Annotated in this window: 37 protein-coding genes; 35 read left to right on the top strand and 2 right to left on the bottom strand. The window is 72.5% G+C overall.

From position 1 onward, the window contains the following. The first annotated feature begins 43 nt into the window (after positions 1-43). The 14 genes from ACZ6IM_RS01555 (at position 44) to ACZ6IM_RS01490 (ending at position 8,123) form a co-directional block, all read left to right on the top strand. The gene (locus ACZ6IM_RS01555) at positions 44-445 is read left to right on the top strand and encodes a hypothetical protein (RefSeq protein WP_469553758.1); all 402 of its coding nucleotides are present in this window, start codon (positions 44-46) and stop codon (positions 443-445) included. Between the two features lie 25 nt (positions 446-470). After that, positions 471-2,117: a hypothetical protein gene (locus tag ACZ6IM_RS01550; protein WP_469553756.1), complete on the top strand. Its 1,647-nt coding sequence runs from the start codon at positions 471-473 to the stop codon at positions 2,115-2,117. Continuing rightward, positions 2,117-2,470 (top strand): hypothetical protein, encoded by a 354-nt coding sequence (locus tag ACZ6IM_RS01545; protein ID WP_469553754.1) that lies wholly within the window; start codon positions 2,117-2,119, stop codon positions 2,468-2,470. The genes ACZ6IM_RS01550 and ACZ6IM_RS01545 overlap by 1 nt, the downstream gene beginning before the upstream one ends. Then, complete coding sequence (locus ACZ6IM_RS01540; RefSeq protein WP_469553753.1) at positions 2,467-3,021, top strand: Lsr2 family DNA-binding protein; 555 nt, start codon at positions 2,467-2,469, stop codon at positions 3,019-3,021. The genes ACZ6IM_RS01545 and ACZ6IM_RS01540 overlap by 4 nt, the downstream gene beginning before the upstream one ends. Further along, positions 3,018-3,236: a hypothetical protein gene (locus tag ACZ6IM_RS01535; protein ID WP_469553751.1), complete on the top strand. Its 219-nt coding sequence runs from the start codon at positions 3,018-3,020 to the stop codon at positions 3,234-3,236. The genes ACZ6IM_RS01540 and ACZ6IM_RS01535 overlap by 4 nt, the downstream gene beginning before the upstream one ends. Then, positions 3,233-4,261 (top strand): hypothetical protein, encoded by a 1,029-nt coding sequence (locus ACZ6IM_RS01530; RefSeq protein ID WP_469553749.1) that lies wholly within the window; start codon positions 3,233-3,235, stop codon positions 4,259-4,261. Before ACZ6IM_RS01535 ends, ACZ6IM_RS01530 begins: the two co-directional genes overlap by 4 nt. Then, positions 4,261-4,449, top strand: coding sequence for a hypothetical protein (locus ACZ6IM_RS01525; protein WP_469553748.1), 189 nt, complete (start codon positions 4,261-4,263; stop codon positions 4,447-4,449). Before ACZ6IM_RS01530 ends, ACZ6IM_RS01525 begins: the two co-directional genes overlap by 1 nt. After that, entirely contained in the window at positions 4,446-4,877 is a 432-nt protein-coding gene (locus tag ACZ6IM_RS01520; RefSeq protein WP_469553747.1) for a hypothetical protein, read from the top strand. Before ACZ6IM_RS01525 ends, ACZ6IM_RS01520 begins: the two co-directional genes overlap by 4 nt. Continuing rightward, the gene (locus tag ACZ6IM_RS01515) at positions 4,874-5,077 is read left to right on the top strand and encodes a hypothetical protein (RefSeq protein ID WP_469553745.1); all 204 of its coding nucleotides are present in this window, start codon (positions 4,874-4,876) and stop codon (positions 5,075-5,077) included. The genes ACZ6IM_RS01520 and ACZ6IM_RS01515 overlap by 4 nt, the downstream gene beginning before the upstream one ends. Beyond that, positions 5,074-5,379 carry a hypothetical protein gene (locus ACZ6IM_RS01510; RefSeq protein ID WP_469553743.1) on the top strand — a complete coding sequence of 102 codons (306 nt, stop codon included), beginning with the start codon at positions 5,074-5,076 and terminating at the stop codon, positions 5,377-5,379. Before ACZ6IM_RS01515 ends, ACZ6IM_RS01510 begins: the two co-directional genes overlap by 4 nt. Then, the gene (locus tag ACZ6IM_RS01505; RefSeq protein WP_469553742.1) at positions 5,376-6,434 is read left to right on the top strand and encodes a hypothetical protein; all 1,059 of its coding nucleotides are present in this window, start codon (positions 5,376-5,378) and stop codon (positions 6,432-6,434) included. The genes ACZ6IM_RS01510 and ACZ6IM_RS01505 overlap by 4 nt, the downstream gene beginning before the upstream one ends. Then, complete coding sequence (locus ACZ6IM_RS01500; RefSeq protein WP_469553740.1) at positions 6,431-6,964, top strand: hypothetical protein; 534 nt, start codon at positions 6,431-6,433, stop codon at positions 6,962-6,964. Before ACZ6IM_RS01505 ends, ACZ6IM_RS01500 begins: the two co-directional genes overlap by 4 nt. Positions 6,965-7,047: 83 nt before the next feature. After that, entirely contained in the window at positions 7,048-7,863 is an 816-nt protein-coding gene (locus ACZ6IM_RS01495) for a hypothetical protein (protein WP_469553738.1), read from the top strand. Beyond that, positions 7,860-8,123 carry a hypothetical protein gene (locus ACZ6IM_RS01490; protein WP_469553736.1) on the top strand — a complete coding sequence of 88 codons (264 nt, stop codon included), beginning with the start codon at positions 7,860-7,862 and terminating at the stop codon, positions 8,121-8,123. Before ACZ6IM_RS01495 ends, ACZ6IM_RS01490 begins: the two co-directional genes overlap by 4 nt. Before the next feature lie 744 nt (positions 8,124-8,867). On the opposite strand, the gene ACZ6IM_RS01485 is transcribed toward ACZ6IM_RS01490, so the two are convergent. Both ACZ6IM_RS01485 and ACZ6IM_RS01480 read right to left on the bottom strand, forming a co-directional pair. Continuing rightward, complete coding sequence (locus ACZ6IM_RS01485; protein WP_469553735.1) at positions 8,868-9,083, bottom strand: hypothetical protein; 216 nt, start codon at positions 9,081-9,083, stop codon at positions 8,868-8,870. Between the two features lie 41 nt (positions 9,084-9,124). Beyond that, positions 9,125-9,421, bottom strand: coding sequence for a hypothetical protein (locus tag ACZ6IM_RS01480; protein ID WP_469553733.1), 297 nt, complete (start codon positions 9,419-9,421; stop codon positions 9,125-9,127). A gap of 198 nt (positions 9,422-9,619) precedes the next feature. On the opposite strand from ACZ6IM_RS01480, the gene ACZ6IM_RS01475 reads away from it, so the two are divergent. From ACZ6IM_RS01475 to ACZ6IM_RS01375, 21 genes are all read left to right on the top strand, one after another. After that, positions 9,620-9,925 (top strand): hypothetical protein, encoded by a 306-nt coding sequence (locus ACZ6IM_RS01475; protein WP_469553732.1) that lies wholly within the window; start codon positions 9,620-9,622, stop codon positions 9,923-9,925. After that, a complete protein-coding gene (locus ACZ6IM_RS01470; protein WP_469553730.1) occupies positions 9,925-10,491 on the top strand; it encodes a hypothetical protein in 567 nt (188 codons plus the stop codon). The genes ACZ6IM_RS01475 and ACZ6IM_RS01470 overlap by 1 nt, the downstream gene beginning before the upstream one ends. A 199-nt stretch (positions 10,492-10,690) precedes the next feature. Beyond that, positions 10,691-10,861: a hypothetical protein gene (locus tag ACZ6IM_RS01465; protein WP_469553728.1), complete on the top strand. Its 171-nt coding sequence runs from the start codon at positions 10,691-10,693 to the stop codon at positions 10,859-10,861. Then, entirely contained in the window at positions 10,858-12,363 is a 1,506-nt protein-coding gene (locus tag ACZ6IM_RS01460) for a glycosyltransferase family 2 protein (RefSeq protein WP_469553726.1), read from the top strand. Before ACZ6IM_RS01465 ends, ACZ6IM_RS01460 begins: the two co-directional genes overlap by 4 nt. Next, positions 12,360-12,497, top strand: coding sequence for a hypothetical protein (locus ACZ6IM_RS01455; RefSeq protein WP_469553724.1), 138 nt, complete (start codon positions 12,360-12,362; stop codon positions 12,495-12,497). Before ACZ6IM_RS01460 ends, ACZ6IM_RS01455 begins: the two co-directional genes overlap by 4 nt. A 71-nt stretch (positions 12,498-12,568) precedes the next feature. Continuing rightward, positions 12,569-14,194, top strand: a complete 1,626-nt coding sequence (locus ACZ6IM_RS01450) for a hypothetical protein (RefSeq protein WP_469553723.1) — start codon at positions 12,569-12,571, stop codon at positions 14,192-14,194. Beyond that, positions 14,191-14,481: a hypothetical protein gene (locus ACZ6IM_RS01445; RefSeq protein WP_469553721.1), complete on the top strand. Its 291-nt coding sequence runs from the start codon at positions 14,191-14,193 to the stop codon at positions 14,479-14,481. The genes ACZ6IM_RS01450 and ACZ6IM_RS01445 overlap by 4 nt, the downstream gene beginning before the upstream one ends. Beyond that, positions 14,478-15,050, top strand: a complete 573-nt coding sequence (locus ACZ6IM_RS01440) for a hypothetical protein (RefSeq protein ID WP_469553720.1) — start codon at positions 14,478-14,480, stop codon at positions 15,048-15,050. Before ACZ6IM_RS01445 ends, ACZ6IM_RS01440 begins: the two co-directional genes overlap by 4 nt. Next, positions 15,047-15,634: a hypothetical protein gene (locus ACZ6IM_RS01435; protein ID WP_469553718.1), complete on the top strand. Its 588-nt coding sequence runs from the start codon at positions 15,047-15,049 to the stop codon at positions 15,632-15,634. The genes ACZ6IM_RS01440 and ACZ6IM_RS01435 overlap by 4 nt, the downstream gene beginning before the upstream one ends. Further along, on the top strand, positions 15,631-16,452 hold the full coding sequence (locus tag ACZ6IM_RS01430; protein ID WP_469553716.1) for a hypothetical protein: 822 nt from the start codon (positions 15,631-15,633) through the stop codon (positions 16,450-16,452). The genes ACZ6IM_RS01435 and ACZ6IM_RS01430 overlap by 4 nt, the downstream gene beginning before the upstream one ends. Before the next feature lie 77 nt (positions 16,453-16,529). Then, positions 16,530-16,703 carry a hypothetical protein gene (locus ACZ6IM_RS01425; RefSeq protein ID WP_469553715.1) on the top strand — a complete coding sequence of 58 codons (174 nt, stop codon included), beginning with the start codon at positions 16,530-16,532 and terminating at the stop codon, positions 16,701-16,703. A gap of 72 nt (positions 16,704-16,775) precedes the next feature. Beyond that, a complete protein-coding gene (locus tag ACZ6IM_RS01420) occupies positions 16,776-17,237 on the top strand; it encodes a zinc finger domain-containing protein (RefSeq protein WP_469553713.1) in 462 nt (153 codons plus the stop codon). 124 nt (positions 17,238-17,361) lie between these two features. Beyond that, positions 17,362-17,619 (top strand): MerR family DNA-binding transcriptional regulator, encoded by a 258-nt coding sequence (locus ACZ6IM_RS01415; RefSeq protein ID WP_469553711.1) that lies wholly within the window; start codon positions 17,362-17,364, stop codon positions 17,617-17,619. Positions 17,620-17,633: 14 nt separating this feature from the next. Then, positions 17,634-17,963, top strand: coding sequence for a hypothetical protein (locus tag ACZ6IM_RS01410; protein ID WP_469553709.1), 330 nt, complete (start codon positions 17,634-17,636; stop codon positions 17,961-17,963). Next, positions 17,963-18,139, top strand: coding sequence for a hypothetical protein (locus tag ACZ6IM_RS01405; protein ID WP_469553707.1), 177 nt, complete (start codon positions 17,963-17,965; stop codon positions 18,137-18,139). Before ACZ6IM_RS01410 ends, ACZ6IM_RS01405 begins: the two co-directional genes overlap by 1 nt. 15 nt (positions 18,140-18,154) lie before the next feature. Continuing rightward, positions 18,155-18,514, top strand: coding sequence for a hypothetical protein (locus ACZ6IM_RS01400; RefSeq protein ID WP_469553705.1), 360 nt, complete (start codon positions 18,155-18,157; stop codon positions 18,512-18,514). Then, positions 18,511-18,822: a hypothetical protein gene (locus ACZ6IM_RS01395; protein ID WP_469553703.1), complete on the top strand. Its 312-nt coding sequence runs from the start codon at positions 18,511-18,513 to the stop codon at positions 18,820-18,822. The genes ACZ6IM_RS01400 and ACZ6IM_RS01395 overlap by 4 nt, the downstream gene beginning before the upstream one ends. A gap of 1,071 nt (positions 18,823-19,893) precedes the next feature. Next, positions 19,894-20,508 (top strand): hypothetical protein, encoded by a 615-nt coding sequence (locus ACZ6IM_RS01390; RefSeq protein ID WP_469553701.1) that lies wholly within the window; start codon positions 19,894-19,896, stop codon positions 20,506-20,508. 3 nt (positions 20,509-20,511) lie between these two features. Continuing rightward, the gene (locus ACZ6IM_RS01385) at positions 20,512-22,173 is read left to right on the top strand and encodes a terminase (RefSeq protein ID WP_469553699.1); all 1,662 of its coding nucleotides are present in this window, start codon (positions 20,512-20,514) and stop codon (positions 22,171-22,173) included. A 15-nt stretch (positions 22,174-22,188) separates the two neighbouring features. Then, complete coding sequence (locus ACZ6IM_RS01380; RefSeq protein WP_469553697.1) at positions 22,189-23,622, top strand: phage portal protein; 1,434 nt, start codon at positions 22,189-22,191, stop codon at positions 23,620-23,622. After that, on the top strand, positions 23,606-24,622 hold the full coding sequence (locus ACZ6IM_RS01375) for a hypothetical protein (RefSeq protein WP_469553695.1): 1,017 nt from the start codon (positions 23,606-23,608) through the stop codon (positions 24,620-24,622). Before ACZ6IM_RS01380 ends, ACZ6IM_RS01375 begins: the two co-directional genes overlap by 17 nt. Positions 24,623-24,664: the final 42 nt, after the last annotated feature.

The raw sequence follows: 24,664 nt of genomic DNA, 5'->3' as shown, positions 1-24,664 counted from the left end.
CCCCGTATCCGCCCGGCGCATGCCACCACTGCGAAGGATCCTGATGCACCTCAGGCACACCGAACCCAGCCGCATCTTCAACGTCACCGGTGGCGGCGCTGGCCTCAGCCCCAGCCACCCCTGCGAGCACGGTCAGCCCGCCGTCTCGCTGCACCTCTTCAGCCAGAGCGACGGGCGGAGCGACGACATCGAGATCCTCATGCCGATGTGCGCCGCGCCCAGTCTCTTCGGCGCCGTCGTCGCCTTCATCGACGAGGCGATGGGCGCCGAGGCGGGCGACAACTTCCTGGCCGCCATCCAGAAGTCCCGGGAGCTGGCCGCCCAGCAAATCGCCCACGGCAAGGCCGAGCGACGTGCCGCGGCCGAGGCCTGCTGCGAGGCGGGCTACCGCACCCAGGGCCGCGAGCACACCTGCGGCAGCACCACCCCGCCCGCCACCGCCTGACCCACCCCGACACCGAAGGAATCCGATGTCCGCCGTCGCGCTCGCAGCCGCCGAGGCTGCACCGCACACCCCGCCGCCCCGCGCGGTCGAGGGTGCGCGGCCGCGTGCCGGCGGACTGACGGTGAAGGTCCCTCTGCGCCTGGTCGCAGGCAGCCAGTACAGCGACGCTGCCCTGGCTGTCTACGTCAAGATCGCAGCCTTGTCCCTCCGCCCGGAGGGCTGCACCGCCCGCGTCACCACCCTCGCCACCTACCTCGGCGTGTCGAAGAGCGCGGTCGAGCGCGGCCTCAAACTCCTGCGCAACCCCGACCCAGTCGACGGGATCGTGGAGGTGCCCACCACGCGGCGTACGGCGTCGGGCGGCACTGGCGAGTCCGCGCACCGCACCGTCCGCCCGCTCGGCGATGGCGAGCTGTGGGTGCGGATACCTGTCCGCGCCGCCGAGACGCTCAGCCCGCGGCTGCTGCGCACGTACGCGCTCCTCACCTACGCCACCGCTCGCCGTATCCCGGTCACCACGACGGAGCTCGGCGAGATGCTCCACCACCACAGCGGTGCGAAGGCCGGCCAGCACCTCACGGAGATGTCCGCCCGCCGCCTGGTCGACGAGCTCGAGGGCACCGGCTGGCTGACCGTCCGCCGCCGCGAGGGCGGGCAGGGCCGTCACGCCTACGAGACCAACCGGTCCCCGCTCCGTCCGGCGCCCGCCGCCGACCCGGTCGTCGAGGACGAGGGCCCGGAGCAGCTGCCGCTGTGGGATGCCGAGTCACCGGTCATTCATGACGGATCCGGTCCGAGCGATCATGACGGATCCCTCGCGTCTAAGGAAGATCACCTTGGACTGACCGACCTTGAAGAGACGGAGCTGGGTGGGGGTGCCCGCCGTAGGCGAGGTGACCGTAAGTGGGCCGCCGCCCCTGTGGACAACCCGCCGGTGCCAGACACCTTCCGGTCGGGCGAGACTCGCGCTCCGCGCGGCAACCGCCCCCCGCTCCCGGCCACCAACAGCCGCAACCCCGACCGCCCCGGCGCCTACTCGGGCCCGGAGCTGCGCTGGACGAAGCGCATCCACGAGGCTCTCGCCCCCGTACGCCACGAACTCGACGACGTCCGGCGCTTCGTGCTCCGCAGGGTCGCCCGGGAGATCGGCCGCCAACTCGACACCGGCATCAGCCCCGAGCGGATGGCAGCCCGGATCCAGGCCCGCTACCGGAGCGTCTCGCCCGGCGACATCCGCGACATGGGCGCCTGGCTCCTCGCCGTCGGCATCGTCCCCGGCGATTGCGACGACCCGCGCTGCGAGGACGGCGTCATCTGGGGTGCGGACCCCGACGACCACGAGGCCGGCGCAGCCTGCCGCACCTGCGCCCGCCAGCAGGAGGCGACCGCCGCCTGGTGGCGGTACGCCCGCGACCTCGAGGCCCGCCTGACCCAGCTCCGTACGGAGCGCCTGCAGGCCGCGGCCGCCGACCGCCAGCAGCCCGCCAGCGCGCGGCCGTCCGGGCCCACGGTGCTGCCGCCGAAGAAGACCTATCGCCAGCGCGATGCAGCATCGGACGAGGAGATCCTCGCCGCCGTCGCCACACACGGCGAGGCCGTCGCGCTCCACCTCTACGGCCACCTCAGGACGCTGCCGCTCCTGCACGGCCGCCCTCGCGGAGAGGACACCTGATGCCCACTACCCCGCACCCCCGCCGCGGCGTCACCACCTGCAACCGGTGCGGCGCCCCGATCCGCTGGGCGTCCGGGCCGCAGCCCGGGCAGCGCACGCCGCTTAACGCCCTGCCGTCGCCGGTGGGTGGGCTGGCCGCCCACACCACTGGGCTCGGCGGCCTGGTCGTGCGCGAGCTGACGCCGGACCGGCCGGAGCCGGAGCACATCGAGTGGAAGGCCGTCGCCCACTGGACCTCCTGCACCGGCAACGCGGCTGCCCGTCCGTCGCCGCCGGCCGTGCCGATGCGCCGGCCCGCGCGGCGCCGGCCGACCAGCCAGCCGCCGCTGTGGGGACAGGGCCGGTCTGGATGACGATCCGCGCGCTGCTCGACCTCCTCGAGGAGATCGACCTGCAAGGCGGCCCGGAAGCAGCCCGCGCCTGGCGCCTCACTCACCCCGACTCCCAGGAAGGACCAGCCCTCATGGCCACCGCACCCGAGCTCCACGCCGGCCCCGCCCTCACCATCGCCGTCACCGAATCGCAGCCGCTGCCCGTCGGCAAGCTCCTCAAGTGGGGCGACGACCACGACGACCCCGAGGTCCAGGACCAGGCCGCCCGCGCCCGGGTACTCCTCGGCGGCTTGCGCCGTCGGCACGACGCCGATCAGGAGCTGACGGCCATCACCAGCAAGCGTGAGCAGCTGGAGAAAGAACTCGCCGTGCTCGCCGCCCGCGAGGCCGAGCTCGCCCCGCCGAAGAAGAAGCGCAAGTCCGGCGCGTACGTCCGGGACTACGACACCCGCACCGTCCGCGCCTGGGCCATCGAGAACAACGTCGACTGCCCGGCGGTGGGCCAACTCCCCAAGCGCGTCCTCGACGCCTGGCGGGCGGCCCACCCGAAGACGGACGGCGGCGCGCCGTGACCGACACCGAGACCGAGTGCGCGCTGTGCCACAAGCCGATCCGGTCCGCGGCCGCGCGGAAGCGACGGATCGGATCGAGCTGCTGGCGCAAGCTCGCCCCCGCCCAGCGCGCGGCGATCCGCGCCAACCCGCGCGACATCCGCGCCGCCCTCGCCCAGCCCGTGCCCACCACCGACGGACAACTCCCGCTCGAGGAAGAGGAGCTCACACCGTGACCGGCCCCGCCTGCGGCAACAACCCGCACCACCAGCTGACCGACGGCGACCGCCAGGCCGTCGACAGCTTCCGCGCCTACCTCGCCGCCCGCGCCACCCTGAACCGAGTCCGCACCGTGCTGGAGACCGAGGCCGTCGTCGGGCGCGCCGCCCTGGAGTACCGAGGGCTGATCCTCACCGCGCTCATGTCCGAGGCGCCGCCCGCCGACCAGACCCCGCTCCTCGACCGCATCGCCGAGGTGCTGTGGCCGCTGACCGACTGGGACGGCGACGAGCTGAACGCCAAGCGCGCAGCCGACGCGGTGCTGGCCGTGCTGCCCGCGACCACCGACCAGACCGCCGACTTGGAGACCGCGCGGGCCACGAACCAGCGTCTCAACCGGGAGAAGCAGCAGCTGGAGTCCGAACTCGCCGCGTACCGGCGGGCCGTCGGTCAGTGGGAGGTCAGCGAGCGGGGCACGTACATTCCGCACTCCAGCCTCCGCGCCATCGGCCTCGCGTCCGGCAAGGACATCCTCGGCAGCGTCCGCCACCTGAAGCACTTCGAGCGGGTCGAGCAGGCCGAGGCAGAGGTGGAGCGGCTGCGCGCCGACCGGGCCGCCGTCCTCCGCGAAGCCGCCGACGCACTGCCGGACGCGGACCTGCCGTTCGTCTCACCGATGGGCCGCCAGCAGACCGCCGACTGGCTGCGCCGTGTGGCCGACGAGACACCAGCCGCCGAGACCACCACCGACGAGGCCGCCCGGCTCGGCATGACGCCCGAGGAGTACCGCGCGCACCGCCACCTCGCGGCCGTCCGCCAGATCCGGGCCGCGCTGCCCGGCCTCTACGCCACGACCGGGCTGCGGGTCGAGGCCGCGCTCACCGAGCCCCCCGCCGGGGCCCGGCAGGACGGGGCGGACCGGCCCGGCCTCCGTGAACGCCACCGCGCTGCCTGGGCCGCACTCACCCCCGAGCAGCAGGCCACCCGCCTCGCCGAGCTCGACCAGGACGACGAGCGGCAGGACGGGGCGCAGCCGTCGTGATGGCCGAAGCTCTCGAAACGATCCTCGTCCTCGGCTGGGCGCTCCTCGCCTGGGTCGCCGTGCTCTCCGCCCTCTTCACCCTCATCGTGCTCGGCGTCATCGCCGCCGTCTGGTGGACCGGCGCCCTGGTGTGGCGGCAGATCCGCCGGCGCCGCCCGGCCCGCGACGACTACGAGGAAGCCGCGTGACCGCCCCCGCCCACTCCGCTGCCCTGCCCGGCCCCGGCCGGGCAGGGCGCCCTCTCCACCGCCAGGAGCAGCTCGTGCCCAGTCCTCGCCGCTACCTGTACGCCGCGTCCGCCGGCGCAGTCCTCCTCACCGCCGCCACCCTGACAGCCCTCGCCCGCGGCCTCCCCATACCCGCCATCGGGTTCGCGGTCGGCGTCCTGGTCCTCACCGAGGCCGCCCTCCGCGAACACCGCCGCCTCCGTCGGCGTCGTCTTGAGGCCGAGTGGGCCAGACGCCGCGCCCTCGGCGAGCACCCGGCCCCGCTGCACCCGTGCTGTCTCCTCTCGCGCGCCTCGCGCGGCCAGGCCCACGACCGCAACTGCACCAGCGACCACAGCCTCGACCGGTTCCTCGCCCAGATCGAAGCCGAGTACCGGGACGCCTCATGACCACATCTCTCACCCCCGCCCCGGCCAACACCGACCAGGGGCAAGACGACCTCGTACACGTGGTCTGCATCTGCGACCCAGACACAGCGCTGTGCGGCACCAACGCCACCGGCCACGACTGGCTCGACCAGGACGAAGCCACCACGTGCGTCGTCTGCCAGGACCTCGAGCACAAGCCCTGCAAGCGGTGCGGCGCATGACAGCTCACCCCATCCCCGAGAACGCCGGCCACTGGTGGCTGGTCTCCGGGAAGCAGCGCCGCCTCCACGCCATCCCCAGCGCGGCCGCCACCCCCGACCAGATGCGCGCCGCGATCGACGCCGCCCGGCTCACCCTCGCCCGGGCGGCGTGCGGGATGCGCCGCCGCTGGTGGATGCCCGGCCTCTTCTCCCGCCTCGGCCGCCGCCGCTGCACCCCCTGCTGCCACGCCCTCGGTATCCCGCCCGGCTACGGCACCCCCGCCAACGAAACCGACCTCAACCGAAAGGACCACACCAAGTGACCAGCACCCGCTACCGCAAGCGCCCCGTCGAGGTCGAAGCCACGCAGTGGCACCAGAACGGCGACCACCCGCAGGACGGCCCCGCCCACAGCGAAGGCGCCATAGTGCGGTACTTCCGCCGCCCCGAGCCCGAGTACGCGGGGAAGAGCACCCACGGTTTGTGCGGCTACACCTGGCACCGACACGGTTGGATCGACACGCTTGAGGGCGGGCACACCGTCTGCCCCGGCGACTGGATCATCACCGGAGTACAGGGCGAGTTCTACCCCTGCAAGCCGGACATCTTCGCCGCGACGTACGAGCGTGTGGACGGCGCCCCGGCAGCGACCGAAGCGACCGAGCTGGAGACCACCGCCCGCGTCCTTTCCGCCCTGCACCGGGCCGCTGAGGACACCGTCACCCGCGTCATCACCCTGCACGAGCGGTGGGTGAAGGCCGGGCCTCCGCCGCTCGGCGCGAGCCTCGCCCGCTGGTGGGACAGGCGGCTCGCCGAGCTGCACAACGCGATCGTCCCGCCCGCCGAGCAGGGCGCGCCTGTCGACTGGCAGGCGATCGCCGAGCAGCGCGAGCGGGAACTGAAGGCGGTCGGCGAGGCGCGGCACAAGGCGGAGCGGGAGCGGGACGGTGCGTACGGCGAGCGGGCGCACCTCGTCGCGCTCCTGGCCGCGATGACCGACGGCGCGGTCATCGCCCCCGCCGTCGACGTCGCGGAGCCGGGCTGGCAGATCGTCTACCTCACCATCGGCGGCCGCCAGGCCAGCTGGCACATCAGCCCCCGCGACGCCAGCCTGTTCGACGACGTCGAGTACGTGTCCGCGGACGACCCCCGCGCCCACTGGGACGGGCACAGCACCGAGGACAAGTACGCGCGCATCCGCCAGCACACCCGGCTCCTCGCCCGCCGTCGGTGCGGGCCGGCCTGCGCCGAGGCCCACACCTACACCGGCCGCTGCGAGGGCGCCCACCAGGTGGGCGACTCCGACACCACCACGCCCGACGTCGTCCGCCCCGCCACGGAGTCGCAGGCCAGCAACCCGCAGGCGGTGGACGAGTGACCGGCCACGAGGAGGCCCTGCCGGAATGGGCGCGCGGGGCCGACGAGGCGTACCGCCAGGCCGTCAAGGACCTGTACTACAAGGCGTACCGAGCCGCCCCGTCCGTGACGCTGTTCGATGGGGCTCGGACGGCGTGGGTCCTGCCCGCCGGTGCCACCGAGTGGGAGCCCTCCGGCTACATCGACCCCCTCACCAACACCGTGTACGTGGAGCCCGGCCCGGCCGAGGTGCCCGTCGTCACGATGCCGTGCCAGCACGGCGACACCGCCGAGTGCACCACCACCGTCGAGGCCTCGCTCACCGGCGACCTGAGCGCCCTGTTCGACGCGCTCACCGCCGCCCACTCGGCCGACCTGGACCAGCGACTGCTGCGCCTGGCCGACGACCTCGGCCTGTGGGAGCCCGTCGCCCGCCGCCAGTTCCAAGCGGTGCAGTACCTCCTCGAGGTCGCCGGCGTCGCCGACGGCTACGGCCGCCTCACCGTCCCCCAGCCCGTACGGCCACCCATCGAACCGCCGGCCCGGCAGTAACCCCGTCCCGGGGCCGGGCCGCTCTACCACCGCGAGCGGCCCGGCCTCCGATCCGTACCACCAGCACAGCAAGGAGACACCCGGTGACCACCCACACGGCCCCGCCCTGCGCCGCCGCCACCTGCACCCGCAGTCTCCGAGACCACGAACAGACCACTGGCCAACTGCTCTGCGACCCGTGCGTCCACCTCATCGGCGTCTGGCTGCAGGTCGAACTCCCCCGGCAGATCATCGTCCTCGAGGCGTCTCGCCAGCGGGAGACCACCGGCTCCTCCACCGGCGGCCGCACCGCCCACCGCACCGCGCCCCTCCCCGGCCGCGACGACGTCCTCAACCTGTTGGGCCCCGCGGCCTGGACCGACACCAGCCGAGACCCCTACGGCCAGGCTGCCGCCGACCAGCACGGCACCGTCCCCATCCTCGGCGTCCTCATTCCCTGGGCCCGCACCATCTGCGACACCCGCCGCCTCAACCCGCCCGCCCTCACCCCGGCCGCCCTCGCCGCCTGGCTCGCCCACCCCCACGTGCTCGACTGGACCGCCCGCCAGCCCTGGGCCGGCGACATGCGCGACGAACTCCACCACCTCATGCGCACCATCCGCGCCACCACCCGCCTCCGCCCCCAGCGCCGGCCCGTCCCCCAGCCCTGCCCCCGCTGCGACGATCTCACCCTCGTCGCCACCGACCACCAGCTGTACATCGAGTGCACCGACGACCAGTGCAAGGCCATGTACACCCGCGAGGAACTCGCCCTCGCCGCACGCCTCGACGTCGCCCAGCACGGCGCCATCTGCCTCACCAAGAACTGCACCGGCCAGACCCACGAGATCCCCGCCGGCCGCCACACCCACCGCGTCCACTACTGCGCACCCGCCGTCCTCGAGGGAGCACAGCCGTGAACCGCCGGCCATCCCTCTGGGCCCTGCTCATCCCCTCCCGGAGCCGCCCGGCACCGACGCCACGCCCGGACTACGCACGCATCCACCGCCTCGAGCGGGAGCTCGGCCTGGTCGAAGAACGCCCGATGCGCTCGAACTTCACCGTGTGCCTGACGAAGAACTGCGATGGCGACACCGAGGAGATCCGCACCTGGTCCGGCCTGCTCGTCCGCCGCGTCCACTACTGCCAGCCCCACGCCGGAGAAGGAGCCCAGCGTTGAACACCATGTCCACCTACCTGCCCGAGGGCGTACTGGTCTTCGAGAACGACGGCCAGTGGATCACCAGTAACCTCCCGCAGCCCGACCCCTCCTGGAGAACGACCGACAGCCGTGGCCACGAACACGCCTACGCCGACGGCCCCGACCGCTACCCCACCCTGGTCACCGTCACCGGCGAGCCCTACTGGTGCGAGGACTGCCGCGACGAACACACGGACTCCTGGTACGAGTGCCGCCTGTGCCACGAGAAGATCACCCCCGGCACCTACGTCGACCACACCCCAAAGTGGATAGGCGGCCTCGGCAGCTACTACCTCGACGGCGAACCCATCACCAAGGAGCAGGCCGAGGAGCTCCTCAACAAGGCGGTGCGCGCAGCGGACGAGGCCGCCCGCATCCACGACCGGCCGTCACCCGGAACGCAGGTCCTCCTCGACCAGGACATCGTGACCATCGTGCCCACCTCGGTCTCGGTCCCCGTCCGACTCCGTGACGATCATGCGCCACGGCAGCGGCGCCTTCGAGACCGTACGGCTCGACGCGCTGCGCTCGAAGCGTCGGTCCGGCCTCGGCTGATACTCGGATGCCGCCACCGGCCGTGCCCGCTACCGTGGCCCGTGTCCAGGTGCGCAGGCTGCGGTTACTTCCTTGGACCGGACTCTGTACCGCCGCCGACCTCGATCTCTGGACCACCAGCTCGAGCCGCCCGCCACGGGGGATGCAAGGCGGGCGGCTCGCTCACGCTCAGTGCGTCCACACCTCAGGGCCACCGCCGCGCCACTCGATCAGGTCGGTCCCGGCCACGTCCAAGTCGTCCCAGCCCTCCAGCCCGGCGTGCTGGAGGAACACCGTCAGGTCGTGCAGCGAGTACGCGGTGCCGAGGATCTGCCCATCCACGCGGACACGCCGGCCGCCCGTCTCACTCGGCGGGTACACGATCACGGGCGTGGCAGACGTCATGGCCCCAGCGTCACCCGACGCTGGGGCCATCGCACGTTGGGCTACTCCCCGGTCTGCTGTCGCTTCTTCCGTGACGCGCCGCTGAGGCCGGCGCCGATCTGCTGCGCCCGGGCCGGGGTCACCCCGCCGAGGAGCTGGCCGATCTCGGCCCATGTCCTGCCCTGTTCCTTGAGCGCCTGGACGCGGCGCTGCCGCAGCTCACGCAGACGTGAGTGGTGGTCCGGCCACTGAGCCAGCGCCTGCGACACGGCCACGGCGCACGCCTCGTCGTCCTCGATGGCCTCGAACGCCTCGATGGTTTCCACCAGGCGCTGCACCTCCTCCAGCTCGTCTGCCACCCGCGCTCCTTCCTGCGGTGAGAGCGCGACATCGCCACCAAGCTAAACCCTAGGGTTGCGTTCATCAACCCTAGGGTTTAGCTTGTGCTGGCGAGGCCGCTCCTCGGTCTCGTGTCCAACAACAAAGCCCCGGCCCGGAGTTGCCGCTCCATGTGGGCCGGGGTGGACCCACCCCGAAGCGATCGAAGGAGCAGGCCCGTGGCAGACCTTACCCAGCCCCCCGACAGGGACGAAGCCCTGCGGACGCTGGTCGAACAGCCGTCCTACGCCGCGCAGGTCCTCACCGTCACCGCCCGCCTCACCGAGCGGCGCGGCACCACCCCGGTCAGCCCCTGGTCCCTGCACGAGGACCTGCTGACCGCGGAGGCCGTCATCCTCGACACCCTCCCCGAGGCCGTCCAGCACATCGCCTCCACCGGCGCCCGCACCCACCTCCCGTACCCGTACGACGGCACCGGCTACGAGTACGCCACCCGCCTGCGCAGCGCTGCCGAGGCCCTGTGATGAGCGCCGGACAGTCGGGCCGGCCGACCGGCCAGACCCTGGCGCTCGTGCGGCAGCTGCTCGGCGAGATGGCCGGCCGCCTCGAGACCCACCGCCCGGGCGCGACGATCACCACCATCGGACGGCACGCGCTGCTGCAGGCGACCACCATGGACCCGCCCGTCCTCCGCGCCCTGCGCAAGGTGGCACCGGAGATCGACGTCGCCCTGACCCGCCGCCAGTACGCCGCCCGCCTCCGTACCACCGCCGAGACCCTCGCGCGCGGTGGCACCGGCGAGGCGCAGCGCCTGGCCGCCCGGGTCCTGGCGCTCGCCGCCGACCGCCTCGACACCCTCCCGCTGTCCATGTACCCGGTCACCGGCACGCCGCCGACCGCCCGGTGCATGACCGCGGGCCTGCAGGACCTGGTCGTGCGCGCCGCCTTCGACACCGTCGTCGGCCCGGTCTCCGGCCACACCGTTCGCGAGGACGCCCGCACCGCGGTCCGCGCGATGCTGCCGCCGCCCGCTGGGACGGTCGCCGAGTACGCGGCCCGCCTGCGTCAGCTCGCGGGAGCCGCCGCGTGAGCGGGGCCCCGGTCTGCTGCGGCCGGCCGATGCGCCGCTCCGGCCGCCAGTGGCGATGCCGCAGGTGCAAGGCCTCGTACGACGACGGCACCACCCGCACGGCCCGCTGCCGCTGACCCACCCAGTCCGGCCGGGCCGCGAACCTCCCCCCGCGGCCCGGCCACCCACCCATCCAAGATCCAGAACAAGGACGTATCTCGTGTCTGACCACGCTCGTCTCGCCAGCACCGGAGCTCTCGGCGCGTTCGCCATCGGCGGCGCCGTCATCACCGGCTGGTGGCTCCTCGCCGCGGCCGCCGGCATCGTCGCCATCGGCGCCCTCACGATCCGCTTCGGCTTCCGCCGCGGCAAGAACGCGGGGCAGCAGTGACCACCACCAGCACCAGCCGTCCGCTGGCCGCGCGGGTCCACCGCTCCGGCACCGTCCTCGCCGCCGCGATCACCCTCGTCGCCGCCGCCCTCTGGGCCGGACACCACGGCATCACCGCCGCCTCCTACGGCGACGAGACCGGCAGCAGGCTCGCCGCAGTCTGGGCCGTCACCTTCCTGCTGCTGCTCTCCCAGACCCTGATGTACCACTTCGAACGCGCTCGCCGGGTCAGCCCACGCGCCCACCGCCAGCTCGACGCCCTCAACGTCGCGGTCCTGCTGCCCGTCTACAACGAGGACCCCGGCTACCTCCGCCTGGCCCTCGAGTCGTTCCTCGCCCAGACCCGCCGCCCCGACAGCGTCCACGTCGTCGACGACGGATCCACCAGCAGCGACTACGCCGCCGTCCGCGCCTGGTGGATGGCGGCCGCGGCCGACGCCGGCATCACCACCACCTGGCACCGCACCCCCAACCAGGGCAAGCGCCACGCCCAGGCCACCGGCGTCCAGGCGAGCCCGCACGCGGACATCTACATCACAGTCGACTCGGACTCCTGCCTCGCCCCGAACGCGATCGACGAGATCCTCGTCCCCTTCGCCCGGGCCCGCGTGCAGTCCGTCGCCGGCATCGTCCTCGCCACCAACCACCGGTCGAACTTGCTCACCCGGATCACGGACCTGTGGTTCACCACCGGGCAGCTCACCGACCGCAGCGCCCTGTCCGCCATGGGCGCCGTCCTCGTCAACTCCGGCCCTCTCGCCGCGTACCGGGCGCCCGTCGTCCGCGACAACCTCGACAGCTACCTGGGCGAGACCTTCCTCGGCCGGCCCGTCCGCTTCTCCGACGACTCCCTGCTGACCCTGTACGCCCTGCTGCGCGGCCGCACCGTCCAGCAGCCGTCCGCCGTGGTGTTCACCGCCCTCCCGGAGAAGGCGAGCCACTTCGCCCGCATGTATATGCGGTGGATGCGCGGCTCCACCATCCGCTCCGTGTGGCGCATGCGCTACCTCCCCGTCACCGGCTACGCCTACTGGGCCCACCTCCTGCGCTGGTTCCAGGTCGCCCTGTCCACCGTCGTCCTCGCCTGGCTCCTGGTCGTCGAGCCCCTCCGCTACGGCAACACCCCGCCCGCCAGCTTCCTGGTCGTGCCGTTCCTCATCGGCTGGGCACAGGCCCTGCGCTACCTCGGCGTCATCCGCACCGACGAACGCATGCGACAGCGCGCGATCACCTGGCTCCTCATGCCGCTGGCGGTCGTCGGCTCCTGGACAGTGCTCCGCGTCATGCGCTGGTGGGGCGTCGCCACCTGCGCCCGCACCGGGTGGGGCACCCGCCAGAACGGCGCCGAGGTCTCCCTCACCACGCCGGCGCTCGAGGCCGCGGCCGTCCCCCTCGCGCTGCCCGCCCCGCGGTCGGGCAGCGACACGGTGGAGATCCCCCTCGTCAAGCTCCTGGACCCGGACACCGAGAACACCCTCGAGCTCGCCTGGCCCGCCCGATGAGGCGCCACTTCGCCAGCCCGCTCGCCCGCTACGGCTTCACCGTCTGCGCCGTCGTCGCCCTGCTCACGGCGCAGCCCGGCCCGTTCCTCGTCACGGCCGTCCTCGCTCTGTACGCGTGGCGCTGCCGCCGCTGACCTACCAGCCGCGGGGCCTGCACCGCCCTCGAGCAGGCCCCGCCCCCCTTCGACTCCCGTGGGAGTACACCGTGTCTCTGGACCAGCCCATCGCCTGGACGGCCGCCCACCCGTGGCACGCCGCCCTGCTCGCGGGCGTCCTCCTCGTCGTCTGCACGGTCATCGTCCGCCGCACGAGCGGCGCCGTCCTCACCGCCGGCGTCGGCGCCCTCGTCTGCACCGCGTACTCCGGCGACACCTCCTGGAACTTCGCGCGCGACCACCTCGGCATGGCCAGCGTCGACGAGCGCCTCGTCATGTTCGCGGCCGGGGAGGTCGCCCTCCTCGCCTGCGCCGTCATGGCCCGCGCCAACAAGAAGGCCACGGCCACCGCCACGGAGGCCGGCACCCCGGGCGTGCCCGGCGTCCTCGTCTGGTGCATCACCGGCATCCAGGTCATCCCCGCGTTCGCCGAGTCCGGGTTCTGGGCCGGCCTGGTCCGCGCCGTCCTCGGACCGGTCATGGCCGCCCTGCTCTGGCACCTCGCCATGGGTCTCGAGATCCGCGTGTCCCGGCCCGAGGCACTCTCCACCGGCCTGCCCGCCCAGATCGGCCACGAACTCCGCGAGCGCCTCCTGTCCCACCTCGGCCTCGCCGTCCGCGGCCGCACCGCCGCACAGGTCACCCGCGACCGCGCCACCAACCGTGCCGTCCGCCTCGCCTCCCGCACCCACCTCGGCTACTGGGGCCGCGCCGCGCTCAAGGCAGCCGTCGCACGATCCGGCGCAGCCGTCGACGGCGAGCAGCGCCACCAGCTGCTGCAGCTCCTCGCCGCCCGCCGCAACGCGAGCGCCCTGCGCGACGTACCCGTCGTCTCCCCGTGGGTCACCGAGCCCGTACCCGACCCGTACCCGACGACCCCGCTCGGCGTGACCGGCGCCGCCCTGCGCCGCATGGACCCCGTCGACGCCGTCCTCGCCGTACGCGCCGCGCACCCCGACCGGACTCCGGCCGAACTCGCCTCGCTCACCACCGAGTACGGCGTACCCGTCACCGAGGCCATGGTCACCGTCGCCCTCCACGCCGTACCCAAGCCGTCGGGTACGCCCATACTCGCCGCCCCGGGGGAGCCGACCGCGCCGCTGCCCGAACCGGCCGACCGCCCCCAGCTCGCCGCCGTACCCGACCCCGACGAGCAGCGCGCACCAGAGCTTGCCGCCACCCCGTACCCGGCCGCTGGCCTGCACCTCGACGTCAGCACCGAACCCGAGGTACGGCCCGAGTTCGCGGCTGCCGTACCCGCCGAGACCACCCGTACCCGCCGTACCCGTACCGAGGTCCATGCCCGCGTACCCGACGCCCAGACCGTCGTCCCCGACGAGGACGACTTCGTCCGCTGGCTCGCCAACGAGGAGCACACGGCCGTACCGGACCCGGCCCGTACCCGGCGCGAGGTCCGCCCCGTACCCGTACCTGAGTCCGTACCTGTACCCGACCCGGACCCCGTACCCCACCCGTCGGGTACGGCGGACCCCGACGTACCCGCGGACCCGTCCGGCCTCCTCGCCCGCGCCCGCCAGGTCGACACCGACCACCGCCGTACCCACGGCCGGCCCGCCTCCATCAAGACCCTCAAGCAGCAGCTGCACGTCGGCCAGACCAAGGCGACCCAGATCCGCGCCGCCCTCGACGACGCCAGCCGAAAGGCCGACCGATGATCCTCTTCCTCCTCCTCGTGGCCGCGCTGCTGCCCGGAGCCTCCACCGTCTGGCTACTGCGCCACCACGGCTGGCTCCTCGCCGGCCTCGCCGGGGCAGCCGTGACCATCAGCCTGCCCGGCCTCCTCCTGGCCGTCATGGTCCTGTTCCCGCCGCTCGGCCTCGCGGCCGCGCTGCTCTCCGTCGCCGCAGCCCTCCACGCCTACGACGAGGGACGCGTCTTCACCGGCAGCGCCTGGACGGCCGCCGCGGTCCTCGCCCTCACCTGCGCGGCGGTGTCCCTGTGACCGACAAGAAGCCGATCACGCCCACCCGGGTCATACCGGCCGGTCAGCCGCTCCCTCTGCCCGCACCGGCCTCCCCCCCACCGCCGCCCGCTCCGCCGGCACCACCGCGCCCCCCGGACTGGTGGCGTGCGGGGCTGCCACCCGCCGGACCGCCGCCCGTACCGGTCGACGTCCACGTCACCGTGACCGTCGACCACGGCGGATGGCTCGCCGTGCCCGAGCCGGACCCGGGCCCGCGCTGGTGGCAGCGGATCCGCTGGGGCTACAACCTCGCCCTCGCCCTGCTGTCCCTGTCGCTGGCCGGGCCGTGGGGTGCGCTCCTCGCCACCGTCCGCGACGACGAGAGCTTGGCCGGCGCCTGGGTCATGGCCCTCGTGCCCCTCGTCGTCCTGGCGTTCCTCGACAACGCGCGCCGCGCCGAGGCTGCCGGCGCCAACCCGGACCTGTGGGCGCCGAAGTGGCGCGCCGCCCTCGTGCGCTTCCTGCTGTGGGCCGCGGTCCTCGGCACCGTCCTCACCCTCCCGCTCACCACGCTCGTCTACGCCCTCACCGGAGTGAAGCCCGCATGAACACCGTGACCGTGGCCGCCGGCCAGTACACGACCACCACCATCTCGACCGCTGGCTTCGCCCTCGGCCTGGCCCTCCTCGGCGCCGAGCTGTGGCGCTGGCACAAGGGCGGGAAGGGAGGCGGCGGCAAGGGCAAGGGCGACGACTCAGGCGGCGCAGCGCGCGACCCCAAGGCCCTGATCCCGCTGAGCTTCGGCCTCGTCTGCGGCATCCTCATGATCGCCTGCCCGGCCGGGCTCCTCGGCACCCTCGCCGGATTCCTCCGCTGGGGCGGCAACTCGGTGGGCGACCTGGCCATGAAGTGGCTGACCGGCACCCCCTCCCAGACCCTCGGCACCGCCGCCACACCGCGCATCGACGGGTACGGCGCGATCGTCGTGACCGCCGTCGTCGTCAGCCTGTGGGTCCTGCGGAAGTCCATCGGCAAGGCCGTCCGCGGCAAGTGGTGGAAGGGCGTCCTCATCGGCTGCCTGCTGTGCGTGTCCACCGGCACCGCAGCCCTCATCGCGCAGCAGGTCGTCGAGGGCGCCAACGGCATCGGCGCCTGGGCCATCGGCGGCATCGCGAAGGGCACGATCGTATGAGCCGCGCCCCGTCCACGATGCAGTGGATCCGGCAGGCCGGACAGCGGATCGCCACCGGATCCGGGCGCCTCGCCACCCACCTGGCGAGCCGAGCCCTGCACCTCGCCCGCCGGATCTGGCAGCGCTCCGCGGGCTGGCTGGGGGAGGCGTCCGGCCTCGGCTGGCTGCTGCGCCTGGCCCTCCTCCTGGCCGCCGCGGCGCTCCTCCGCAAGGTCGCCACAGCCGCCGCGGCCGGGGTGTACGCCCGGGTCGAGGCAGGGGCGGCGCCATGGCTGATGTGGAGCGCGGCCGGCCTGTGGGTGGTGGCCTCGTACCGGTGCGGCCCCGACGGGTGGAAGCCCAAGCAGCCAGCCGCCAAGCCGTCCACGGGCGAGGAGCAGCCGGAGGCCGACGACCAGGAGGAGGCCGCCGAGTCCCCCGCACCAGACAGTCCCCGTCCCGTCTCCCCCGTCGCGCTCATCGCCGCAGTCCGCGATATCGGCACCCCGCACGCCCAGCTGAAGCCCCTCGCCGAACACCTCTCCACGACCACCGACGCGGTGCGCGCGGCGGCGGCCGGGATCGGGTGGCCCGTGAAGGACGTGCGGATGGAGGGCCGCTCCTCGTCGGCGGGGCTGCGCTGGGACGAGTGCCCCTCTCCTGCCCCGGACGACCCCTCTACGGGTGTCGTCGGTGCAGGTCAGCCCGCCGACGACAACGACGACGACAGCGGCCGAGACGACCCCCGAGAGGGGATCGCTGTACGACACACCGATGGCGGGCTGGTCATCTACGACCTCGCCGAACGCCACCGCCGACGCGGAACCGTCGGCCACTGAAGCCCCGGGGCGGCCGCCCGCCTGCCAGCAAACCGGCCGCCCCGGTCCCATCCCAACGAAGAGACAGGAACACCATCATGGGCATCCTCAGCCGCAACAACCAGCAGCCCGCATCCAAGGCCCTGGACAAGGTCGTCGACAGCCTCCCCCGTCAAGTTGCCGACTGGACCCCCGAGCAGCGCGCCACCTACACCGCGGCGGCCAACCGGGCGACGCGCGAGCAGGCAGACCAGCAGACCCAGCAGCAGTAGCACTGCCACACTGGACCGGGCCCCGCCGTGCCACCCCGTCACGGCGGGGCCCACCCGTAGGAGAATCACGCCATGACCGACGAGCCCTTCAACGCCCTCCGCTTCGCTGCAGACTTGTCGCGCGTCCGGGCCGACCTCGAGCACACCTCCCACGAGTACCTCCCCATCGAGCACCAGTCCGCGCCCGCCGCCGGGTTCCTTGCGGTGATCAACGAGCTGACAGCCGGCACCGAGCCGACCACCGCCGTGGCGCGAGCTCTGGACGTCTACCTGGGCATCACCGCCCGCCAGAAGGAACATGAGGAGGCGACCCTGGCCCGCCGTCGTCAAGAAGAGGAGGACCTTGAGGCGGAGGAAGAGGTCACCAGGAAGGTCGAGTGCCCGACCTGCGGGTCTGCACCAGGCCTGAAGTGCCGCGGCACGGGCGCCTCCGGAGGCCTGAAGAAGAAGAGCCACGTAGCCCGGTACCGCCTCGCTCGCGGCCTCAATGACAAGGTCGATGACGCAACACCGGCGGGCGCCCCAACTCGCTGAGGACACGGCGCTGGACACGTAGTCGATCAGCACTGCATAATCCGGTGCCAACAGCACACTTGTGCCCACGCACCACACAACCCCCGCCCTGAGCGGGGGTTTCGCCGTTCCAGGGGGTGACCACATGCCCCACCCTGACGACCGCACCGCCGCCCAGGGCCGCGAAGACGCCGACGGCGGGATCTGGTTCACCATCTCCGAAGCCGCCGCCTTCATCGGCGGCAGCCCTCAGACGATCTACTCCTGGGAACGCCGCGGCCACCTCACCAACCCGAAGCGCGACGAGCGAGGCCGGCGCATCTACAGCCAGCAACAGATCGCCACCGCCCACCGCACCGCCCGCCGCTACAACCCCGCCACCCGCCGCCGCGTCGCGGCCTGACCACGGAGGCCGCCATGCCCCGCACCGCCATCCCCCTCACCGCCGTCACACGCGCCGGCATCGCCCCGCCCACCGAGACCAACGGCGACGCCGTCAACAACCACACCGTCTCGAACAACGGCCGCGTGATCCTCCTGGTGAGAAACTCCGGGACCACCGTCGCCCGCACCCTCACCCTCCGCGTACGCGGCCTCATCGACGGCCAGTCCGTCACGCCGCGCACCGTAAGCATCCCCAGCGAGGCCAGCCGCTACATCGGCCCGTTCCCCACCGAGGCCTACGGCGCCCAGCTCGAGGTCGACGTCGACAACGCCGAGCTGAAGCTCACCGCCCTCGCCATCTGATGGCCGCCCTGGCAAAGGTCACTGTCCGCTGCCCCGGCTGCGACGAACCCCTCGAGCTGAGCTTCGTCCTGGACGAGGACGCCAAGCCGGCGCCCGGCGAGATCGTGCTGAAGGCCGACCGCCGCATCGTCGACCAGCACCACGCCACAGCACACCCCGACACCGACACCACCTGAGAGCAGGCAACCCGCATGCCGCGCATCCAGATCCTCCCCCTCCCCGAAGGCGCCTCCGACGAACGCCCCCCGTTCGCCCTCGTCATCGACCAGGCCAACGAGGCGACGTACCAGACCCTCGCCTACGGCGTTGCCTACGACAGCGACAACGGCCACCGCCCGCTCCGCGAGACGCTCAAGGCCGACCTCGGCGCCCAGGCCATCCTGTGCTTCGAGGACACCGTCGAGATCCCCGCCAACGACGTCTCCGCCTACGCCACCCCGACCGTGAACATCCACGTCGACAGCCTCACCGACATGGACACTGCAGCCGTCGCCGACCAGATACGGCGCGGCATCGAGCAGGCCAACGCCAGGGTCGGATCACCCAGGTGAGTGGCGGTAGCTACAACTACCTGTACGCCGCGGTCGACCTCGAGGACCTCCAAGCACACCGCCACGACCTCGAAGACATGGCCGGCCGACTCGCCCGCCTCGGCTACGCCCAGGACGCCGCACGCGAGACCGAGGAACTCCTGCTCCTCTTCCGACAGTGGGAGACCCGAGCCGAGGTACGCATCGGACGCCTCTCCGAACTGTGGCGCGCCGTCGAACGCCTGGACTCCAACGATGGAGGCGAGGACGCCGTGAAGGCCGCCCTCGCCAAGTACCGCGCCGACACCGACGGCACGCCCCCGCCGTAAGACCCGGTCAGTCCTGGAACGATCCGTCCCGCCGCCGCTGGTGCCGACCCATCATGTGCCTGCACTGCGGACACGTCCGCAGGAACACTGGCTTCACCAACCAGGACAACGTGAACAGATACAGCGTGTGACGCCCCATCCGAGCGATCCACGACATCGTGCACGTCTGGCAGTCACGGCACCCTCCGGCCACGACAACACCCCCTCATCACCGGGGCCCCCTGCCCCGTGCCCGGCACCGTATCCCGCAGGAGGTGGTCACCGTGGCCAGACGTGCGATGTCCATCTGCACCACACCAGGCTGCCCCGAGTACACCCAGGGCGGCCGCTGCCCAGGCTGCCGCGCCGAGGCAGAGCAGCGCCGCGGTACGGCAGCCCAGCGCGGGTACGGCACCCGCCACCGCCGCCGCTTCCGTACTGCCGTCCTGGCACGCGACCCGTCCTGTGCGTGTACCGAGACCGGCCACGGACACGGCGACCCATGCGGCGAGCCGTCCCTCCACGCCGACCACCATCCCCGCAGCAGGCGGGAGCTGGCCGCCGCCGGCGAGGACCCAGACGACCCACGCCATGGCCGAGGGCTGTGCGGTCCCTGCCACAACAGTGAGACAGCGCGGCATCAGCCCGGCGGCTGGGCCGCCGACCACGCCTGACCCCCTCACCCCCTCCCCTCCCCCTGCCAGCCCCTCTGGTGGCAGGGCACAGGGCACAGGGCACAGGGCGGCCGACCACAGGCCAGCTCAGGCCTCAGCCGAGCCTCGCAGCCCGACGAGCTGATCAACTCGCTCGCCAACAGCACTCCGAGCCGAGCTCGCCGGCCGTCGCGATCATCGCTGATCAAGATCAAAGCGCAACGCCAAAAATCAAGATCATTTCGCCTCGCGGATGCGCGCACGCGCACGTGGGGGCGCACCCGCGAGCGGGCGCCCGTAGGAGACCGCGGGGGAGGGCAACTTCTGCCTGTACGGGTCTGGGGACCCCCGCTCGACGCGTCGAGCCCCACCGAGCACCGCCGGCCCCGGCGCAACGCCGTGGCCTCTTCCCGCCGCAACGGCTCCGGAAGGACACCTCATGGGTGGAATGGGACCGGCCCCCAAGCCGGAAGGAGCGCGACGCCGGCGCAACGCCACCGTCGCCATGACACCGCTGCCCCCCGAAGGGCGGAAGGGTCGCACACCGAAGTGGCCTCTCCTCGACGACGTCGTCCTCACCGCCCGCCGCGACCAGGCGCTGCGCAAGGCCGACGAGCTCGAGCTGGCTCTCCTCGAACCGGACCTCAAGGGCCGGGCCAAGGCGGCCGCCGAGAAGAAGGCGGACACCGCACGCGAGGCCGCACTCATCCTGACCAAGCAACTCGAGGCGCAGCAGCAGCTCGAGGGCGAGCTGTGGCGCGAGCTGTGGCGGACGCCGCAGGCCGTGATGTGGGAGCAGCTGAAGTGGTCGCGCGAGGTGGCGCAGTACGTACGGTGGAAGTCCCGTGCGGAGGCCGGCGACCTGGACGCGGCCAAGGAGGCGCGGCAGCTGGGTGACCGACTGGGGCTGACGCCGCTCGCGATGCTCCGTCTGCGGTGGAAGATCGCCGAGGCCGAGGACGTGAAGGCGGCGCCTCGCAAGCGGCGCCCAGCGACGACCGCCCGGCGGCAGAGGCCGGACGATCCGCGAGCCACCTTGCACGTGGTGGAGTAGGCCGTGGGCGTCCTGATGGTGCCCAAGCCGGACGGCGAGCTGTGGCCGACGCTGGGACCTCAGGTGTGCGACCTGCTCGAGGAGCGGGCCATCCACGGACCGGGCGCACTGCGCGGTCGGCCGTACCGGCTGGACGCGGAGAAGCGGGCGCTGATCTACAGCTGGTACGAGGTGTACCCGCAGGGGCACCCTCGGGCGGGCAAGCGTCGCTTCAAGCGCGCCGGGCTGTCGGTCCGCAAGGGCACGGCCAAAACCGAGCTGGCCGCGGCGGTCGCGTATGCCGAGCTGCACCCCGAGGGGCCAGTGCGGTGCGATGGGTTCGACGCGAACGGCGAGCCGGTCGGCGTGCCGGTGTCCGACCCGTACATCCCGATGGTGGCGTACACCGAGGAGCAGACCGAGGAACTCGCGTACGCGGCGCTGCTGGCGATCGTCTCGGAGGGTCCGGATGCGGACCTGTTCGACCCGGGCCTGGACCGCATCATGCGGTGGGACGGGCTGGGCCGGGCGGTGCCGCTCGCGTCGTCGCCGGACGCTCGTGACGGAGCCCGTACGACGTTCCAGCACTTCGACGAGACCCACCGGTTCACGCTGCCGCGTCACCGGTCGACGCATCAGACGATGCTGGGGAACATCCCGAAGATCATGCTGTTCGATCCGTGGACGCTGGAGACGACCACGACGTACACGCCCGGCGAGGGCAGCGTCGCGCAAGGCACGCACGAGTTCGCCGAGCTGGTCGCGTCGGGGAAGTCGAAGGACCGCACCCTGTTCTTCTTCCACCGGGAGGCAGCGCCGCGGCCGGACGAGGACCTCTCCGACGACGACCAGATCCGCGCGGCGGTGCGGGAGGCCTCCGGGCCGAGCATCGCCGCGTGGCCGGACTTCGAGGGCCAGGTCGACGCGGTCGTCTCCCTGTACAACGCGCCGGACACGGACCGGGCGTACTGGGAGCGGGTGTGGCTGAACCGTCGTGTGCAGGCCGGCCGACAGGCGTTCTCGGTGGAGCGGTGGACGGATCTGGCCCGGCCGGACCAGCCGCTGCCGGAGAAGGGCGAGCGGATCACGATCGGCTTCGACGGCGCGCAGTTCCGCGACGCCACGGCCCTCGTCGCAACCCACCTGGCTACGGGGTTCCAGTGGCCGCTCGGGATCTGGGAGGCACCACCCGGGGCCAACGAGGGCGACGACCCGGATCAGCAGTGGGAGGCGCCGGCCGATGAGGTCGACGCCGTGATGGTGGAGGCCTTCGAGACGTGGGATGTGGTGCGTTCCTACGTCGACCCGCCGTACTGGGAGGGCCTGGTCACCACGTGGCAGGGCCGGTGGGGCGAGAAGCGGATCACGAAGTGGTGGACCAACCGTCTCAAGGCCATGGCGTACTCGCTGCGTGCCTACGACGGGGCGATGAAGTCCGGGGCGCTGACGCACTCCGGGCACGAGGTGTACGCCCAGCACGTCGCCAACGCCCGCAAGAAGAAGCTGAAGATGCTCGACGAGCAGGGCAAGCCGCTGTGGGTGATCGAGAAGGAACGGCACCAGTCGCCGCTGTCCATGGACGGGGCGATGGCCGGCTGCCTGTCGTGGGAGGCATACCGCGACGCCATCGCGGCCGGCATGAACAAGCCGAAGAAGAGCGGCCGGATGATCGTCATGCGGCGATAGAGGGTGAGGTGAGCTGTGGAGCGCACCGAGCTGCAATGGCTGGAGCATCTGATCGCGTGCCACGACAAGGAGAAGGCCGACCTCAAGCGGCTGGACTCCTACTACGAGGGCACGCAGCCCCTGTCGTACATGGCGCCGGAGCTGCAGCGCGAGCTCGAGGAGACGGTGCGGCAGGTCGTCATCAACTGGCCGCGCCTGGTGGTCGACGCCATCGAAGAGAGGTTGGACGTCGAAGGCTTCCGGTTCCCGGGGCACGCCGAGGCCGACGAGGAGCTGTGGCGGATCTGGCAGGCCAACGACCTCGACGAGCAGTCCCAGCAGGGCCACCTCGACGCCCTCACCATGAAGCGGGCGTACGTGGTTGTGGGGTCGAACGAGGCCGACGACACCACGCCGCTGGTGTCGGTGGAGTCGGCGCTCGACATGTTCGCCGAGCACGACCCGCGCACCCGGCGCATCGCGGCCGCCGTGAAGCGGTGGTGCGAGGGCGAGGGCAAGGACGAGGTCAACCACGCCACGCTGTACCTGCCGGACGTAACGATCTGGTGGCTGCAGCAGGACGGCATCTGGGTGGAGGACCCAGACTTTCCCCGGGATGAGCACGACATGGGCGAGGTGCCGGTGGAGGTCCTCGCGAACCGGCCGCGGCTGAAGTACCGCAACGGCATCAGCGAACTGGCGGACGTGATCCCGCTGTCCGATGCCGCATGCAAGATCGCCACCGACATGATGGTCAGCGCGGAGTACCACGCCACCCCGCGGCGCGTCGCCTTCGGGTTCGGCGAGGAGGACTTCGTCGACGAGCACGGCAACAAGCTGTCCGCGTTCTCCCGGATCATCGGCCGGATGTGGGCGACGTCCAAGAGCAGCCAGGAAGGCGCGGACGTCAAGCAGTTCCCCGAGGCAGACCTGAAGAACTTCCACTCCACGCTCAGCCAGCTCGCGCAGCTGGTCGCCTCCCTCACCGGTATGCCGCCGCACTTCCTCGGCCAGAGCACCGCCAACCCTGCATCCGCCGACGCCATCCGCTCGAGCGAGGCGCGGCTGGTGAAGCGTGCCGAGCGGAAGCAGCGGGCCTGGGGCGGGACGTGGGAGCGAGTCATGCGCCTCGTGCTGCGTGTACGGGATGGCGAGTGGACCGACGAGGCACGCTCGCTGGAGACGATCTGGCGGGACGCGTCCACGCCGACGGTGGCGCAGCAGGCCGATGCCGCGGTGAAGCTGTACACGGCGAAGATCGTGCCGCTGCGTACGACGCGTGAACGCCTGCAGTTCTCCCAGGCGGAGATCGCCCGCATGGAAGAGCAGGACGAGGAGGCGGCGCAGCAGCTGATGCAGCGGATCGCGGACGGTGACGTCACGCCGCTGTTCGGGCCGAAGCCCGGCGATCCGCCGGAGGACCCGGAGGGCGAGGAGCCGCCGGAGGCGCAGCGTGGAAACGCCGCCTGAACTCGCCCGCGGCCGGTACGACCTGGTCACCGCGACGATCAGGGCGATCATCGAGCAGATCCAGGCGGTGTGGCGGACACTGACGGCCCAGACGGTCGAGGAGGGCATGTCCGGGGAGGCCGGGGCGCTGATCGCCGCGGCCGCCGTGGCCGGGCAGCTCAGCGTCGCCGAGGCCGCCTCCGCCTACATCGCCGCGCAGATGGAAGCGCAGGACGCCAGCCCGGTGCCCGAAGCCGCGCTGATCGCCCGCGCCTTCGCCGGGATCGCCCCGGACGGCGGACCGCTGGAAACGCTGCTGTACCTGCCGGCCATCGGCGTACGGCGCCGGATCGTCGCCGGGATGCCGCCGGACGAGGCGATGATCGGCGGCCTCGTCGACATGACGATGTACACGGCCACCGCGATCGCCGACGCGGCGCGCAGCGCGGACCAGGTGGCGATGGCCACGACCAGGTCGTGCGTGGCGTACGTGAGGGTGGTGCAGCTGCCGGCGTGCTCGAGGTGCATCGTGCTGGCCGGGCAGATCTACCCCCACAGCGAGGGGTTTCTGCGGCATCCGCGCTGCGACTGCCAGACCCTGCCGCTGGCGGAGAAGGACTGGCCCGGTGTCCCTACACCGGAGCAGCTGTTTGCCCGGCTCGACCGGAAGCAGCAGTCGAGGGTGTTCACCGTGGACGGGGCCAAGGCGATCCGGGCCGGCGCCGACCTCGGCCAGGTCGTCAACGCCCGCCGCGGCATGGACACCGTGCACATCTACCGGCGCACCCTGCAGGTCACCCACGAGGGCGCGACCCGGCGCAGCGTCTACGGCCGCAGCCGGGCCCGGGCCGGTGACCCGACCCGCCGGTTCGCCGGGCAGCGGTTCGGCCAGGCCACGTCGATGCGCTACTACCGCTCGGACCGGTCACCCCGGCTGATGCCGGGCCAGATCTTCCGACTCGCGGAAGGGAACCGCGACGAGGAACTGCGGCTGCTACGCCGCTACGGCTACATCGTGTAGCCGCCCCTACCCGCCAACCCGCCAGGCCCGGCGCAACGCCGG

The organism is Streptomyces sp. NPDC042336, assembly GCF_055581985.1.
The sequence above is the reverse complement of the archived record's forward strand: the minus strand, read 5'-3'. Positions and strand labels throughout refer to the sequence as shown.